Here is a 16,789-nt window from a genome sequence, read left to right as displayed (position 1 = left end):
CGCCGGAAGGAAGGATGGGAACGATGATCAGAGTAGCGATGCTCAGCTTTTGGCATGTGCATGCCGCCGATTACGCGAAGCAGGCGACGGAGCATCCGGACACGGAAATTGTGGCCGTATGGGATGAGCTGCCGGAGCGCGGACGCCGGGAAGCGGAAGCGCGGGGCGTCCGGTTTTACGACAAGCTGGATGAGCTTCTCGCCCAGCCGGATATCGATGCGGTGATTGTTGATACGCCGACCAACCTGCACCGGGATGTGATGGTGGCAGCGGCGCAAGCGGGCAAACATATTTTTACGGAAAAAGTCGTCGCGCCGACGCTGAAGGAAAGCAACGAGATTATGGAGGCGGTCCGCAAGGCCGACGTCAAATTAACGGTGTCGCTTCCGCGATTGAACGAAGGCTATACGCTGGCCGTACAGGACGTGCTGAGCCGGGGGCTGCTCGGCGAGGTGACGCTAGTCCGCACACGGCTGTCTCATAACGGCGCGATTCCGAACGACCATTCGGCGAACGGCTGGCTTCCCGCGCATTTCTACAATGCCGAACAATGCGGCGGCGGCGCGATGATCGACCTCGGCTGCCATCCGATGTATTTGGCCCGCTTGTTCCTCGGCATGCCGGAGAGCGTAACGGCCAACTACGGCTACGTCACGGGCCGGGAAGTCGAGGACAATGTGGTGTCCGTGCTGCGTTATTCGAGCGGGGCGCTTGCCGTTGTGGAGGCGGGCTTCGTCAACCGGCATTCGCCGTTCATTATTGAAGTGCACGGCACGGAAGGCAGCTTGCTCTATTCGACGCACGACAACCGTTTGCTCGTGCGCACGGCGAAGGGCGGAGCGGCGTCGGACGAGGAATGGCGGGTGCAGGAGCTTCCGGTCGGCCGCCCGTCGGCGTTTCATCAGTGGGTAGCCCATATTCAGCAGGGGACGACGGCGGAGGAAAATATCGGGCTTGCGCTGGACCTGACGCGGTTAATGGAAGCTTCGAACTTGTCCGCACGCTCCGGGGCGGCCTGCCGGCTTAGCGATTTGCAGTCATGAACGGCCAGTCCCGAATCGGCGCAAGGCCGTATCCGTTTGAGCTGATGCTGGAAAACCCGACGGCGCTTGACCGGCTGGAGGTGGAGTTCAAATGGGGTCGTTACGGCATTCGCATGCTGAATTTTCACCATACCAGCTTTGCTCCGGGCCGGATCGTTCATTTTCATAAGCATTCGGACTTCGAGTTTCATTTTATCCCGCGCGGCAAAGGGAAGGTCATTCTCGGCAGCGAGCCGTATTCGCTGCAGGAAGGCCAGATGTATTTGACCGGCCCCGGTCTCCTGCATTATCAGGAGGCGGACGCCTTCGAGGCGATGGATGAGCTGTGTCTGCATATCGATATTCAAAAGCTGGAAGCGGAAGAGACGGAGGAGTGGGGAGCCCGCTGGGAGCAGGCGGAGGCGGAAGCGTGCATCCGCCGCTTGGAGCAGCTGCCCCCGCGGCCGATGGCCGACAAATACAAGGCGATGGAATGCTTTATGACCGCATACCGGGCCTGGTACGAGAATCAGCCGGGCGTGCTGACGGTGATCAAGCAATCGATCATTCAGGTGCTGCTGCGGATGACGCGCGCATACGACGATACGCCGCAGCGGGACCTGCCGTCCCGCGATATGAAAAACTACCGCTACCAGCTTGCCGCCCAGTTCATCAAGGACAACTACATGGCGCCGTTAACGCTGGAGGTGGTGGCGGAGCGGGTGCAGGTCAGCCCGAGACAGCTGCAACGCATTTTTCGCGAGCAGACGGGGGGCACGTTCAGCGAGTACATCGAGCATGTGCGGCTGGCGCAAATCTGCAAGGAGTTGGCCGAGAGCGAGCTTACCATCGATCAGATTGCGTTTCAGAACGGCTTCTCCAGCGCCAACTATTTGCATTACGTGTTTAAGAAAAAGCTCGGCACCACGCCGATGCAGTACCGTTTGCAGCATGACGTTAAACAGAACACCTGACGCCGTTCTCCTTTGTTCGCATATCGAATGGGGGAAAACACCTGTCAGGTGTTTTTTTTCGCCTTCTTCGCTTTTTTCTCGGAAAGAAATAATCCCGCCAGCGTAAGAAACGTGCCTAATAAAGCGGTTCCGGTGATGTTCTCATGCAGAATCAGGTAGGAGGCCGCTACGGTGATGACAGGGACCGGGTAAATGTAGATGCTTGTTTTGACCGCGCCGAGAACGCCGACGCTCCAGTTCCACGTCACAAAGCAGAGCGCGGAGGCACCCATGCCAAGAAATAATAGATTGAGAAGATGGCTTCCTTCGGCAAATCGTTCCAGATCTAAACGAAAGTCGAATACGGGCAGCACGGGCAGCATGAAGATCAATCCGTAAAAAAAGACACGGCGGGTGCTGCCCACGGCGGGATAGCCGAGCTTGCTGATATGACGCATCAAAATGGAATAGGCTCCCCAAAACAAACAGGCGAGAATAGCCAGAACATCGCCCAGCGGATTCAGCTTTAAAATATAGCTGCCATTCAAGGTGATGAAGACAATACCGAGGATCGCGACGATGAACCCGATGAAAAACTGCAGATGCAGCGGCTCCTCTTTCAGCAGAAAATGCGCTAAAACGGCAGTGATAAACGGAGCAAGGGAAACGATAATCCCTACATTTGAGGCCAAGGTATGGACTAACGCGATATTCTCAAGCAAAAAATACATGGTAACGCCACAAAGCCCGGCCCCTGCGAAGAGCAGCTCCTCCCGGATGCGTCCCATTTTGAAGAAGCGCGGATAAACCGCCCACAGCACGATATAGCCGAGAATGAAGCGGAAAAACAAAATTTCAAGGGGGGTAAATTCCACCAGCAGAACCTTGGTCGAGATAAAGGTTGTCCCCCAAATCAATATGGTCAGAAGCGCCGCAAAGTGAGCGGCGGCTTTTTTTTGGGAATCCGTCATACGTCCTCCTTAGGAGCGGAGCGCTCCATCGGGTTGGCGCGGAGGAAGATGCGCATATACTGCCGGGGGGTTAAGCCAATAAATCTTTTGAAAAAATTCGTAAAATGACTTTGATCGCTGAATCCGGTTTGATGCGCTGCGTCAACGGGAGCCATGCCTTGCTCCAGCAGCTTTTTGGCTCTGCCGATCCGTATCGTCTCCAGATAATTATAAGGGGAAATTCCTCTCTGCCGGGTGAAGGAGCGTAGAAAATGATATTTGCTGAGGCCAACCATACCGCTCAGCTCATCCAGCGTGATTTTTTGGGAATAATTTGTTTCCATATAATCGCAAACCGCTTGAAACTCGGAATCACGCTCCCGGCCCGTTTCCTCCGCGGAAGTATCCGAATATTCCTGTATAAGCTGCCCGATCAGAAAAAAGAATAATTCCTCTTTGACAAAGTCCGTCTCCTCTTCGCAGATCATGTGGTGCAGTTCCTGTAATGAAGATGCCAGCTCGCTTCGGCAAATCACGTTGTGCATGAAATCAGGCAAATAATTGCGGCCGGTGACCTCGAATACAACCTGTCTCATCCGATCCTGCTGTATATTAATACAGCGGTAATCCAATACTTTCTCATCCATCTGCTCGCAGGAATGAATATCCCTTGGATTAAAAATAAGAATATCGCCGGGATGAATGATATAGTCCTGATGGTTACACTGTAAATAGCGCTGACCCTCTTCGATAAACCCAATCACGTATAGTCATGGAAATGATTGGGGAATTTCTGCATAATCCCTTCAAAACGGTAGGCTTCTATCTGCAAATCCGTGTCATAGCACACGGTTCTAATCTCATTGGGCATGTCTTCTCCTCCTTAACAGTTCCTCCTTGTAACTATATCAGAATGCCCTCAAAGAAGAATTGGATGATATTGCTCAATCGTATTCGCTTCATGCCAATGGGCTTGATATTTGTATATAATTGGAAGACGGAATCCGCAAAAGAGGCGAGTTTTTCCTGGGTCTTTAATAAAGCAATAAAAAAAGCGGTTGAGGAGGATAATCCCTTCTGCAACCGCTTTTGCCTTTTCTTTTTGTTCATTCCAAGAGTTCAACGTATGTAAAACTTTTTGCTTTTAGCGTTGGTACCCGCGTACAGGCATATGCTTGATTCCTGAAATAAAATTAGAGCCCAGGTATTCAACAGGGCCAACCACATCAAAATGAGTAAAATTTGTTGTAAGCTCATCAAATAAAAAGGTCATCGTATGCTTGGCTATTTTGCTTCCGATGCAATGATGGACGCCTGTGCCAAAGGAAATATGAGGATTGGGATGCCGATGCATATTAAAGGTATAAGGATCTGCGAAAATCTCCTCGTCGCGATTGGCCGAGCCTACCCAGACGGCAACAGCATCTCCCTCTTTAATCGGCACTCCCCGGATTTCCGTATCAATCGTGGCATATCTCAAAAAGTGGCTGCCCGGAGAAGACCAACGAAAAGCCTCTTCGACAAAGCTGTCCATAGATTCAGGATGTGCGGCAAGCTTCTCAAGTCCATTTATTTTCGTCTGCTCCAGTAACGTTGAGCTAGCGACATGTGGAGTCGTAGCAGTGGCTCCTAGCAAAATGCTGTAGCAGTTGGAAATGACCGTTGGGATGTCCATCTTCTCGCCATCGATCTCCAGCTGCAACAATGCGCTAACCAGGTCATCTCCCGGAGAACGGCGGCGCTGCTTGACTATATCTTGAAAGTAACCAAACAACTCCCTGTGTGCCAATTGCAAAGTCGCTGTGATATCGCCATCTGCCAATTTAAATTCCTCATCCTCAGGAGCAACGGACATGATGGTTAGCCGTGTCAGTGTTGGCCAATCCTCCGAAGGCAGCTCCAGGATACATCCGCCTACGCAAATCGATAAAGCAAACGCGGCACGAGCAAAATCAATCCCCTCATCTTCTAAGCTTGGCAGAACCAGCTTGCGGATTTCCTGGCGAATCTGATCTTCATGCTTGAGGATGGAGTCAGGAGTAAAGAATTGGTGCATGGCACGTCTCATTTGGGTATGGCGGGGCGGATCTGTCACGGCCATTTGCTTGCCGCCGGAGGGATCATCCTTTCCAAGCAAACTGAGCAAATTTCCCCGTTCGGAGGTAAACGTCTTATAATCCTTCAGTACCTGCACAACATCCTTATATTTCGTAATCGACCAGAAGCCCAACTTGTCGTCGACCTGCTGCCAATGAACAGGCGCCTGATGGCGCAGTGCGGCCCATACCGCATGAGGCTCTCCATGGCTGTATAAATAAGGATCGAGCAAATTGACATCCCTGATGTTGACTTGAGAAAAATCAATAGAAGCCGTTGCTGTCATTTTCGTTATCTCCTCCAACTGTAAAATTCTTGGAACGTTAGCCTTCTTACCTCCAAAGAGCGAGTTCTGCAATCAGTCGGCTTTACATAGAGAAAACGTGCTGGATGCTATCCTCCTTCCTTCTTTTTAAAATTCTTCGCCAGCAATCAACAAATCTGGCCGTATCCCTTCCTGTCCTTATGCTTGTCCGCTAGACGCACAACCCCTTTTGGCGTACAAGCAGATCCTGATGTACAGCTCATCTATGCCGGATGCTTCCAGACTATCTATATCCAAGAGTCAAGCGATTACATTTTTCGATGAATTTTTACAAATAATCCTATTAATCTCATTTATTTTTACATAGAGTGACTAAAAGAATAGAAATTCCAATATTTGCATTATAAGGTTTTTAATTCATATAATCAATATAATAAGCAAAAAAACGAAACGGAACCCGCAGATAGATTGTTCTGCCAAGCCTGCAAAGTTTTTTTTAAACCGCTTGGTTCCCCCCGGGGTAAACAATTTTTTGAGCCGAACCAAACCATAACTTTATAATATTGCTTGTAATTATTTTGTGCTCCGTTATAATGTTAATATATACTTTATATGGAAATAACACAACGCTTACAAAATGAAGTTACAATGTTCGTATTAGCAAGAGCTAATGACAGAGAAGAAAGGGTGAGGGGTAAGGCAAGTGTCGAAAAAAATAATTCGGGCTTCAAAGGTTATGACTTCATTCGTCATGAAACGGGCCACAGACTTGTTCATCTGTGTGGGCTCAACATTTTCTTGCCAGTCACCTCCTCCCGCAACATCGCCTAGCAAAAGTTGAGGCCAGATCATCGGGCGAATTATTCCCCAATAGAAAGTATTAGAAAGGCACTTGAGCAAATTAGGACGAAATCGTAAAATTCCCCAATTTTGGAAAATATCCATAGAGATACACGAGGAAGTATTTCCGATTATACAGATATGAAAAATAATAAATTAGCTGAGCCGAAATGGATGATGGGGGAAGCGATGCAATGAATATTTTTGAAGAGCACGAATCTAATGTGAGGTCATATTGCCGGAGCTTTCCAATTCGTTTGATCATGCAAAGGGGGAGCTGTTACATTTGCACAACGGAAGGCCCATATCGATTTTTTCGCTGTGACCTGCGCGCCGAATTAATTACGGGCACAACCTTGAAGGCTGCTTGCAGCATGATGAAAGACTCAATTTCGCAAGTAATAGGCGCTGGCGAATTGGTGGTCAGTTGATACTTCATGAACGGAGGAAGATATGTTGACTGAAAGCTCGCCGGTTTTTCGCAGACTCGTGCGTTATGTGAAGCCATACTCGTTCTGGGTGGCGGTAACAGTCGTTGCTTCGTTGGGGCTCGCTGCCATCGAGATCATACTGGGCAAGTTTTTCGAACGGATGGTGAATGGTGGGGCAGCCTCTGCCTCTATGATTTTATTCCTGCTGGCGGGGATGATCGTGATTGGCATGCCATGCCGGTACCTGATCAAATATGCAACAGCCCGCTTTAGTGTCAAGGTGCTTCGCGATTTGCGCAACGAGCTTGTGCGCAGATTTGGCGATATGCCGCTTTCCCAAGCGGAAAGCAAATTAACGGGCGATTTGATTTCCCGGTTAACGGGCGATACGGCGCTGCTGCAAAACTTTTTCATTCAGCACTTCGCCAATTTGTTTTATTTGCCTGTTGTTTTTATCGGCGCGCTGACCCTGCTTTTGCTTACACACTGGAAGCTGGTGCTGTTCAGTCTCGTGCTGTTTCCTTTTGGCATGCTGGTTGCCGGACTGCTGACCCATACGCTGCGTTCGACTTCCGAGCAGATTCAGGACACCATGGGTCAATTGAATGCACTGGCGCAGGACTCCATCGGAGGCTTGGCGGTGATGAAAGCATTTAATGCGCAGACGATATTTTATCAAAAGTATAGCGAACTGACGCAGCATGCCGTAAAGCTGGGCTTGCGGCTTGAAAAGCGGTATGCGGCACTCGGGCCCATCGCTATTCTGTTCCTGGCGGTACCTGTTATTTTCGTCGTTGTGTATGGCGGGCATTTAATCCGAATCGGTGAATTGAATGCAGGTAGTCTCATCTTGTTTCTTTACTTGCTGCCACTTGCCTTGCAGCCGATCAGCCTGGCTCCTGCACTGATTGCCCAATTGCAGGAGGCTTCGGGTGCCTCCCGGCGGCTTTTCCATGCGCTTGACTGGCCTGTCGAAAGGCAAACGGGTTCCAAGGAGCAAGCTGGCACGTGGGATGTTCCGGTCCGCGTCGATCGTGTATCCTTTTCCTACGACAGTAAAACGAACGTATTGGACGACATCAGCTTTCAGCTAAGCCGGGGAGAAACACTGGCTATCGTCGGCTCAAGCGGCGGCGGGAAGACGACAATCTTTAAGCTGCTGTGCGGCTTTTACGAGCCCAAACCGGGCGAAGGTACGATTCGTATGTTTGGCAGGCCTTTGTCCGAGTGGGATTTATCTGCGCTGCGGTCAAATATTTCCGTTGTATCCCAGGATTCTTATCTATTTCCCGCTACGGTCGCTGACAATATCGGATTTGGGCGGCTGGGAGCTACTCGTGAGGAGATTATGGCTGCAGCCGAGGCAGCGAATGCCCATGACTTCATCGAGCAGCTTCCGCAAGGCTATGATACGATGCTGGGCGAGCGGGGCGGCGGATTATCCGGGGGGCAACGGCAGCGGATTGCCATTGCCAGAGCGATGCTCAGGCAGTCCCCGCTCATCCTGCTGGACGAGCCTACTTCGGCGCTTGATACGGTGTCCGAGTCCCTTGTGCATAGCGCCTTAAAGCGTTTGGCTGACGGCCGCAGCGTTATGGTGATCGCCCATCGGCTGTCAACGATTTCGCGGGCTGACCGTATACTTGTCCTTGATCAGGGACGTATTGCGGAAAGCGGTACGCATGATGAGCTCTTGGCGCAAAACGGTGTTTATAAAAAGCTGTATCTCTATCAATTAACGAAGGAAGATGAGTCAGCGCAGGGCGCAGCAAGCAAGAAGGGGGGAGCGGACTATGTCTTTCAAACAAGCGCTCCTTGATTACAAGCAGCTTATGAAGTTTATGCGCCCCCGACGCCGTCTTTATTATACCGGACTGATCGGCGATAGCTTGGTCAACTCTGGACTTTCGATACTTATTGCTTTTGTGATCAAAGACCTGTTGAATTTTGCGGTCAGCGGGCAGCTGGAAGATCTGTATGCGGCTATTACGATTGTGATCGGCTCCGTTGTCGGATTGTGTATCTTATCGCCTATATTCAGCTATTTGTATTTGCGAAGCATCAGGCTGACCTTAGCGGATATGCGGATGCAGTTATACAAGCATATTGGTAAAATCACGTTTTGCGCTGCGGAAAAATACCACTCCGGCGACCTGCTTTCGCGGATGACCAGCGACGTGCAAGTAGTCGAAAAAACGTACCATGAGCATTTAAGATCGATTGTTTCACAAATCACCATGGTAGCCGGATCGATTATTGTCCTATGCGTGGTCGATTGGCGTTTCGCCCTTGTCCTCGTCGTCTTGGCACTGTTGACTATAGGCATTAACGCGCGTTTTTCTCCCCGGATGCGTGCGATCGGCGACAAGCTGCAAGCGCAAATGGGCATATTGACAGAGCGCGTGGGGGATTTAATCGGCGGTCTCCAGATCACGAAGCTGTTCGGTTTGAGGGACCAGATCGGCAAGCTTTGCGAAGAGGCCAGCGAGGAAGTAAGCGAGTCCGGCCTGAAGCAGGGCCATCAATCCGGTGTGCTGGAAGCCTGCAATTTCGCCGTTCAGTTTTTCAGCATGGGGGGGATTCTCGCCATCGGCTTATTTCTCGTGTCCAGACAGCAGCTTGAACTGGGGACGCTTGGTTTAATTCTTTACCTGCAAATAGGCATTTCAAGCACCTTTCTCCAGGTTGGGGCTGCGATTACGCTGATGCAAAACTCGTTCGCCGGTGCTGCCCGAATCCATCAACTGCTGGATCAGCCTGCGGAGCCGGAAGGTGACCGGGCTACCGCTGGTCTGGAGGCTGAGCCGGTCTGTCAAGAGGCATCCGGCAATGTGCCGGCGCTGGAGTTGTGTAACGTTACGTTCGGTTACGAGCCGGGCCGCCCGGTGCTCCGGTGTCTGTCCATGTCTGCAACGGAGGGGAAAGTGACTGCAGTAGTCGGACCAAGCGGGGGCGGTAAAAGCACGATCATGAAGCTGCTGCTCAGCTTTTACGAGCGGGAGTCTGGTGTGATACACATTCAAGGCAAAGCTTTAGAGCATTATAGGATTAAAGAACTGCGCGAGCTCATTGCGTATGTTCCTCAAGAAGCATTTCTTTTCCACGATTCGATTGCCGGGAACATCCGACTCGGCCGCCCGGATGCCAGCGATGAAGAAGTGGAGAATGCAGCCCGGATGGCGCAAGCCCATGCATTCATTACAGAGCTGCCGGACGGTTATGCGACGATGGTCGGGGAACGCGGTTCAACCTTATCCGGAGGGCAGCGTCAACGGATTGCGATTGCCAGAGCCCTGCTCAAAAATGCGCCCATTCTGTTGTTGGACGAGGCTACATCCGCTTTGGATGCGGAGTCGGAGCATGAAGTCCAGCTAGCGCTTCAAGAGCTGATGAGGGGCAGAACAACGCTGATCATCGCCCATAGGCTGTCTACCATAGAGCAAGCCGATTGTATTTGCGTGGTTGCCGACGGCAGCCTGGTCGAGCAAGGAACACACGAAGAACTACTGGAAAAAGGTGGCGTGTATTCCAAGCTTCACGATTTACAATACCACGCAGAGCAGGTTTTGGTGTCTGTATAACATCTACAGTATCACTTTACTATGCGAACGGGAGTGTGTGAATTTGTCATGAAACAAGAGCCGGCAAACAATCAGATCTTTGATCGCGAGAATGTAAAGCGGTATCCGTTGACGCAACCGCAGCAGCGTATTTGGTATACGGAACTGCTGTATCCAAATCGCAATGCGTCAACGATCATCCTTAACGCCAAAATTAATGGGGCTGTGAATATAGATATCTTGAAACAAGCGATCGGTGTCGTCGTGCAGCGCAACGACTCATTCCGTATTCGCATTGCCTGTGATAACGGCGTCCCTTGGCAGTACATCGTGCCTTATGCCGAAGAGGATCTCGTGATTGGACACTTGGAGATGCCCCAAGAGCAGGCGGCCGAGTGGCTAAAGAGAAATAACGTTGTGCCGTTCAAGCTGCTGCATGCACCACTGTATGAGTTTACGATTATCCGTATCCACGAAGAGGAAATCTGGCTTAGCTTTAGAATGCATCATATCGCCACTGACGGTGTGTCGATGCACAAGGCGATCGATCAAATGACGGGCTTTTACCAGGAGCTTGCGAATGGGACCTTCGATGCCGCCAGCAGCTTGACGGCCAATTCCTATCTTGATTTTATTCAAGCGGAGCAGGAATATGAGCAGTCGGACCGGTATCAGAAGGACAAAGCCTATTGGTTAGATAAGTTTAGTGAGTTTCCGGAGACGATTGGGCTTAAAACTTACAATCCCTTAACGCTTAGCACAGCAGGCAGAAGGAAGGGCGCCGAACTCAGCGAGGAGCTCCACAAGGGGATAAACGCATTTTGCGAGGAGCACCAAATCAGTCTCTTTACTTTCTTTTTATCGGCCTTATATATTTACGTGCATAAGGTTACGCAAGAGCAGGATATTCCGATTGGTACGCTTTATGCAAACCGGACAAGCAAGAAAGAAAAGGATACGATCGGCATGTTCGTCAGTACGGTAGCGACCCGGGTTCGCGTGGAGCCGGAGACCGGGCTGCTGGCTTTTTTGCAAAGCGTTGCGAAAGAGCAATCCTCGATTTTGCGCCATCAGCGGTATCCGTATAATAAAGTCATTCAAGATTTGCGCGAAACCCGTCGCAGTCAGGATATACAGCGTTTGTTTGGCGGGTCCATTCAATACCGGACGTACAGCTTTGCCAAATTCGGCGAATTCGCCATGCAGCCGAACAATAATTTTTGCGGCGATATCGTGAACGACTTTGACATTCATATGGTGGATGAGCTCGACCGGGGAAAAATGATGCTCTATTTCGACTACCGGACCGAGCTGTTCGATGAGCAGGAAGTGGCGCAAATTATTCGTCAATTCCTTGCCGTTGCGGAGGGCATGATTCAAAGTCCGACGCAGACGATCCAACAATTGTCTCTCCTAAGCAAAACGGAAAAGGAAACGATTCTTAACGTATTTAACGATACAGCAGCCGATTATCCAAGCGGACAAAGCATTGCTGCGCTTTTTGAAGAACAGGCGGGACGAACGCCGGAGCAGACGGCCGTGGTCTGCGCAGGAAAGGCCTTGACCTACGGGGACCTAAACGAGCAGGCAAACCGGTTGGCCCGCACGATTCGCGCCCTTGGCGTTACGGCGGATGATACGGTTGGAATTATAGCGGAGCGGTCCGCGCAAATGGTCGTCGGCATCTTGGCGATATTAAAAGCCGGTGGCGCCTATGTACCGGTTGATCCGGATTATCCTGAGGAACGCGTGCGTTATCTGCTGGAAGATTCCGGGGTCAAAGTGCTGCTGACCGAGCGGAAGGAGTTAGTTACCGAACACTTTAAAGGAACGATCCTGGATATAAGCAGAAAGGAAGTTTATGACGAGAATGGTTCCGACCTGGAACCGGTAAGCGGACCTAACCATTTGGCTTATGTGATTTATACGTCCGGAACAACCGGTAAGCCAAAAGGAGTTATGGTTGAACAGAGAAATGTAGTCCGGTTGGTTAAAAATACCGATTTTGCCGTGCTGGACGAAACAACGCGCATCCTGCAAACCGGATCGGTCGTCTTTGACGCGTCCACATTTGAAATCTGGGGCGCGCTGCTGAATGGCGGACAGCTTCATTTGGTGAATAAGGACATGATCTTGAATGCGGCCAGCTTGAAGCAGACGATTCAGGAAAATGGCATTACCACGATGTTCTTGACCACTGCGCTATTTAATCAGCTCACGCAGCAGGACAGCCGCCTGTTTGCAAGCCTGGACACACTGCTTGTCGGGGGCGAGGCGCAGTCCGTGCCGCACATTAACCGCGTGATTCAGGATAACCCCGGCTTCCGGCTCGTAAACATTTATGGTCCGACGGAAAACACAACCTTCTCAACGGCGTACGTGATTCCTGCGGAGCGCTCCAATACGGTGCCGATTGGCGGTCCGATCCGCAACTCAACGGCCTATGTTGTCGACAGCGCGATGAGGCTTCAGCCTGTCGGGGCTTGGGGCGAGCTGCTGGTCGGCGGCGATGGGGTAGCCCGTGGCTACTTGAATCAACCGGAGCAAACGGCGGAGAAGTTTATCGACAGCCCGTTCCGTCAAGGCGAGCGCTGCTACCGGACCGGTGATCTGGTACGCTGGCGGGCGGACGGTACGCTGGAGTATAAGGGACGGATTGACCAGCAGGTGAAAATCCGTGGATACCGCATTGAGCTTGGCGAGATTGAGGAGCATCTTCTGCAAGTGGAGGCGGTACAGGAAGCGGTGGTCATCGCGCGCGAGGATGAAAACGGACAAAAGCAGCTATGCGCTTATTATGTGGCGGAATGCGAGCTTGGCGCCAACGAGGTCAGAAGCGCGCTGTCCCGGGAGCTGCCGGGTTACATGGTGCCATCGTACTTTGTACAAGTTGAACAGATACCGCTTACATCAAATGGCAAAGTTGACCGTCGGGCACTTCCCGCTCCGGAGGGCAGCCTGCAAACAGGTGCGGAGTATGTGGCGCCACGCACCGCTGTCGAGCAGGCGCTCGTCTCGGTCTGGCAGTCTGTTCTTGGCGTGAAGAATGTCGGTGTGCTGGATAATTTCTTTGAGCTGGGCGGCGATTCGATTAAAGCTATCCAGGTTTCTTCACGATTGCTTCAAGCCGGATATAAGCTGGAAATGAGAGAGATGTTCCAATATCCAACCGTGGCGGAACTGGGCAGATATGTGCAAGAAGCCAGCCGGATTGCCGATCAAGGCGAGGTTCGTGGACCCGTTGCGCATACCCCGATCCAGCTCTGGTATTTAGAGCAGAATCCGGCTGAACCTCACCACTTTAACCAGGCGTTTCTGCTTTACCGGAAAGCGGGCTTTGAGGAAGCTGCGCTTCGCTCGGCGGTGGAGGCCATCGTCAAGCATCACGATGCCCTTCGCATCGTGCTCCGCAAGACGGAGAACGGCGTTTACGAAACCTGGAATCGCGGTGCAGACGGGGAAGGCAGCGGACTGTACGGGCTGGAGATCTTCGACTTTAGGCAGGTAGAGCATGTAGCTGAAGCGATTGAAACGCAAGCAAACGCGATTCAAAACAGTATCCAGCTTCATGACGGGCCACTGGTTAAGCTGGGCCTATTCCGCTGCGCAGATGGGGATCACTTGCTGATTGCCATTCACCACTGGGTTGTGGACGGTATATCGTGGCGCATACTGCTCGAGGATTTGACAGCGGGCTACGAGCAGGCACTCAGCGGTACTGTGACGATCAAGCTTCCGCCAAAAACCGACTCGTTCCAAACGTGGGCAGACAAGCTGCTCGCCCATGCCGGCAGCCCTGCTATGGAGAGCGAACGCCAGTATTGGCTGGAGTCGGGCGCTGCCGGATTCCTCCCGCTGCCCAAGGACTTTTCCGACGTCGGGACGCCAACCGTTGGCAGGAGCGAGGTTGTGTCGATCCGCTGGACCAAAGAGGAGACCGAACGGCTGCTGAAGCAAGCGAACCGCGCTTACAATACAGAAGTCAACGATCTTCTGCTTACTGCGTTTGGCATAGCCGTCCACGATTGGACCGGGCATAACCGGATTGCGGTCAATCTGGAGGGGCACGGACGTGAGCCAATCCTTTCGGATGTGGATGTGACCCGTACCGTAGGCTGGTTTACAAGCCAGTTCCCGGTCGTGCTTGAAATGGGAAGCGGTGAAACGAAAAAGAACATTTCGCACCGTATCCGTACGGTGAAGGAAGGGCTTCGCCGGATTCCTCACCGGGGCATCGGGTTTGGCATACTGAAATACTTGTCGTCTATGAACAATGGGGAACGAGTATTCGTTCAAGAGCCGGAGCTTAGCTTTAACTATTTGGGCCAATTCGATCAGGACTTGGAGCAAAGCGGCTTGAGCTTATCCCCGCACCCAACCGGCGAATTTGTTAGCGCGCAGACGGTCATGAGGTACCCGGTTGACGTGAACGGCATGATCGTTGGCGGGGAACTGGAGATGACGATCCGCTATGATGCGGAAGCGTTTCGGGCAGATACCATCGAACGGTTGACAGGACTTCTGCAAACGAGCTTGCGTGAAGTGCTAGACCACTGCACGTCCAAGGAACAGCCGGAACTGACACCAAGCGACCTGCAAATGAAAAGCCTTTCCCTGGCGCAGCTTGAGCAAATTACGGAGTTGATGCGCCACGTCGGTGAGCTGGAGGATGTGTTTGCCCTGACGCCGCTGCAGAAGGGGATGCTGTTCCACAGCTTAATGGACCGGCAAGCCGGTTCGTACTTTGAGCAATTGACACTGGATCTGGAAGGAAGCTTTCAGGTGGAAGCATTCCGCCGCGGCTTTGAGCTTCTTGTGCAAAGACACCAGGTTCTGCGTGCCAATTATTTGACAACTACGCTGACCGACGAGCCGATTCAGGTGGTCGTCCGCCATAAACCGGTCGATTTCAGCTACGAGGATCTGCGCCCGCTTGAAGCGGATGAGCGGTTGGCATACGCCGAAAGCTTCCTCCGTCAGGATAAAAAACGGGGCTTTGATCTTGAGCAGGGCGCGTTAATGCGCGTTTCCGTGCTGCAAACCGGCGATCAGTCATACCGCATTGTATGGAGCTTCCATCATATTTTGATGGACGGCTGGTGCTTATCGCTCATGTTAGGCGAGGTGTTCGAGAGCTACCACGCTTATCTTGGCTCGAAGCAGCCGAAGCTTGCCCCTGTTACGCCTTACAGCCGGTATTTTGATTGGCTGGAAAAGCAGGACTACCGGGAAGCGGAGCATTTCTGGTCCCAGTATTTGTCCGGTTATGAGCAGATGACATTACTCCCTCGGTCGGACCACGGGGATGCCGCAAGCGGATTTGCACCCGTTAAGCATATCTTCTTGCTGAACCGCGAACTGACCGAGAAGTTGAACCGTATGGCCAAGCAGCACCAGGTCACCCTATACACGTTGATACAAACGGCATGGGGCGTCATCCTGCAAAATTACAACAACAGTTCCGATGTCGTGTTCGGCAGCGTCGTGTCGGGCCGTCCGGCGGAAATTCCGGGCGTGGAGAGCATCGTCGGTCTGTTCATCAATACGATACCGGTCCGTCTTCAAGCAGTGCCGGGCGAAAGCTTCGCCCGGGCGATGATCCGCAGCCAGGAGCAGACCTTAAAAACGCAAAGCTATGATACGTATCCGCTCTTTGAGATCCAGAAACTGACGGAACAGAAGCAGGATTTAATTAACCATATTATTGTGTTTGAAAACTATCCGATGGAAGAGCAAGCCGAGCAACTGCTGATGAAAGGCGGCGGCGAAAGCGGATTTGCGATTTCGAACGTCGTGATGTCCGAGCAAACGACCTATGATTTCAACATGATTGTCATGCCGGGCGACGAGCTTCGCTTCCAGTTTGAATATAACGCGAACGCTTTTGATTTGGCTGAAATTGAGCAAATGCAGCACCATTTCGTGCATGTGCTGGAACAGATTGCAGCGAACCCTGCTATTCCGGTGGACAGGCTGGAGCTGGTAAGCGGGCAAGAGAAGGAGCTGCTGCTGCACGGATTCAACGACACGGCCGCGGAGTATCCTCAGGAGCGGACGATTCATGAGCTGTTCGAGGAGCAAGCGGCCCGCACGCCGGAGCGGACAGCAGTGCTGTTCGAGGACGAGCGGCTGACGTACCGCGAGCTGAACGAGCGGGCGAACCGTCTGGCGCGGACGCTGCGCGCTGAAGGCGTTGGCGCGGATGTACCCGTAGCGATCATGGTCGAGCGCTCGCTGGAGATGATCGTCGGCATCTACGCGATTCTGAAAGCGGGCGGTGCTTACGTGCCGATCGATCCGGAGTATCCGGCCGAGCGCATCCGCTACATCGCCGAAGATTCGGGGGCACGGTTGCTGTTGACACAAAGCCGCTTCCTGGACCGCGTGCCGGCGGAGCTGGAAGGCCGGGTTCTCGATTTGAACGAGGGGGCGGTTTACGCCGAAGATGCGACGAATCTGCCCCATGGTTCCGGTCCGCGCGACATGGCTTACGTTATCTATACGTCGGGCTCGACCGGCAAACCGAAAGGCGCGGCTATCGAGCATCATTCCGTGCTTAACCGTATCCTGTGGATGCATGAGCGCTACCCGATGGGCGAGGCGGACGTGATTCTGCAAAAAACGACCTTTACGTTCGACGTGTCGGTGTGGGAGCTGTTCTGGTGGGCCAT

General features: G+C 52.2%; 8 protein-coding genes and 1 pseudogene. 5 read left to right on the top strand and 4 right to left on the bottom strand.

Annotation, left to right across the window (positions count from 1 at the left end; genetic code table 11):
* Positions 1–23: 23 nt before the first annotated feature.
* Both KQX66_RS23120 and KQX66_RS23115 read left to right on the top strand, forming a co-directional pair.
* On the top strand, positions 24–1,043 hold the full coding sequence (locus tag KQX66_RS23120; RefSeq protein ID WP_216795178.1) for a Gfo/Idh/MocA family protein: 1,020 nt from the start codon (positions 24–26) through the stop codon (positions 1,041–1,043).
* A complete protein-coding gene (locus tag KQX66_RS23115; RefSeq protein ID WP_216795177.1) occupies positions 1,040–1,996 on the top strand; it encodes an AraC family transcriptional regulator in 957 nt (318 codons plus the stop codon). Before KQX66_RS23120 ends, KQX66_RS23115 begins: the two co-directional genes overlap by 4 nt.
* 44 nt (positions 1,997–2,040) lie before the next feature.
* On the opposite strand, the gene KQX66_RS23110 is transcribed toward KQX66_RS23115, so the two are convergent.
* From KQX66_RS23110 to KQX66_RS23095, 4 genes and pseudogenes are all read right to left on the bottom strand, one after another.
* Positions 2,041–2,946, bottom strand: a complete 906-nt coding sequence (locus KQX66_RS23110) for a DMT family transporter (protein ID WP_216795176.1) — start codon at positions 2,944–2,946, stop codon at positions 2,041–2,043.
* Positions 2,943–3,796 (bottom strand): annotated as a pseudogene (locus KQX66_RS23105) (helix-turn-helix domain-containing protein). The gene KQX66_RS23110 and the pseudogene KQX66_RS23105 overlap by 4 nt, the downstream one beginning before the upstream one ends.
* Before the next feature lie 48 nt (positions 3,797–3,844).
* Positions 3,845–4,048 (bottom strand): hypothetical protein, encoded by a 204-nt coding sequence (locus tag KQX66_RS23100; RefSeq protein ID WP_216795175.1) that lies wholly within the window; start codon positions 4,046–4,048, stop codon positions 3,845–3,847.
* A gap of 21 nt (positions 4,049–4,069) precedes the next feature.
* The gene (locus KQX66_RS23095; protein WP_216795174.1) at positions 4,070–5,308 is read right to left on the bottom strand and encodes a cytochrome P450; all 1,239 of its coding nucleotides are present in this window, start codon (positions 5,306–5,308) and stop codon (positions 4,070–4,072) included.
* Positions 5,309–6,580: 1,272 nt separating this feature from the next.
* Between KQX66_RS23095 and KQX66_RS23090 the strand changes: the two genes are divergently transcribed.
* The 3 genes from KQX66_RS23090 to KQX66_RS23080 form a co-directional block, all read left to right on the top strand.
* On the top strand, positions 6,581–8,377 hold the full coding sequence (locus KQX66_RS23090; RefSeq protein ID WP_216795173.1) for an ABC transporter ATP-binding protein: 1,797 nt from the start codon (positions 6,581–6,583) through the stop codon (positions 8,375–8,377).
* On the top strand, positions 8,352–10,139 hold the full coding sequence (locus KQX66_RS23085; RefSeq protein WP_216795172.1) for an ABC transporter ATP-binding protein: 1,788 nt from the start codon (positions 8,352–8,354) through the stop codon (positions 10,137–10,139). The genes KQX66_RS23090 and KQX66_RS23085 overlap by 26 nt, the downstream gene beginning before the upstream one ends.
* Positions 10,140–10,187: 48 nt before the next feature.
* On the top strand, positions 10,188–16,789 hold a 6,602-nt coding region (locus KQX66_RS23080; RefSeq protein ID WP_216795171.1), incomplete at its 3' end, for a non-ribosomal peptide synthetase.

It is taken from the genome of Paenibacillus oleatilyticus, assembly GCF_018998565.1.
GTDB classification, from domain to species: Bacteria; Bacillota; Bacilli; order Paenibacillales; family NBRC-103111; genus Paenibacillus_G; species Paenibacillus_G oleatilyticus.
This window is presented reverse-complemented; position numbering and strand designations above follow the sequence as displayed.

Bases quoted from the DNA above. Each gene is read 5' to 3' on its own strand.
- KQX66_RS23095 (WP_216795174.1), bottom strand. From the start codon at position 5,308: ATGACAGCAACGGCTTCTATTGATTTTTCTCAAGTCAACATCAGGGAT.
- KQX66_RS23120 (WP_216795178.1), top strand. From the start codon at position 24: ATGATCAGAGTAGCGATGCTCAGCTTTTGGCATGTGCATGCCGCCGAT.
- KQX66_RS23110 (WP_216795176.1), bottom strand. From the start codon at position 2,946: ATGACGGATTCCCAAAAAAAAGCCGCCGCTCACTTTGCGGCGCTTCTG.
- KQX66_RS23115 (WP_216795177.1), top strand. From the start codon at position 1,040: ATGAACGGCCAGTCCCGAATCGGCGCAAGGCCGTATCCGTTTGAGCTG.
- KQX66_RS23090 (WP_216795173.1), top strand. From the start codon at position 6,581: ATGTTGACTGAAAGCTCGCCGGTTTTTCGCAGACTCGTGCGTTATGTG.
- KQX66_RS23085 (WP_216795172.1), top strand. From the start codon at position 8,352: ATGTCTTTCAAACAAGCGCTCCTTGATTACAAGCAGCTTATGAAGTTT.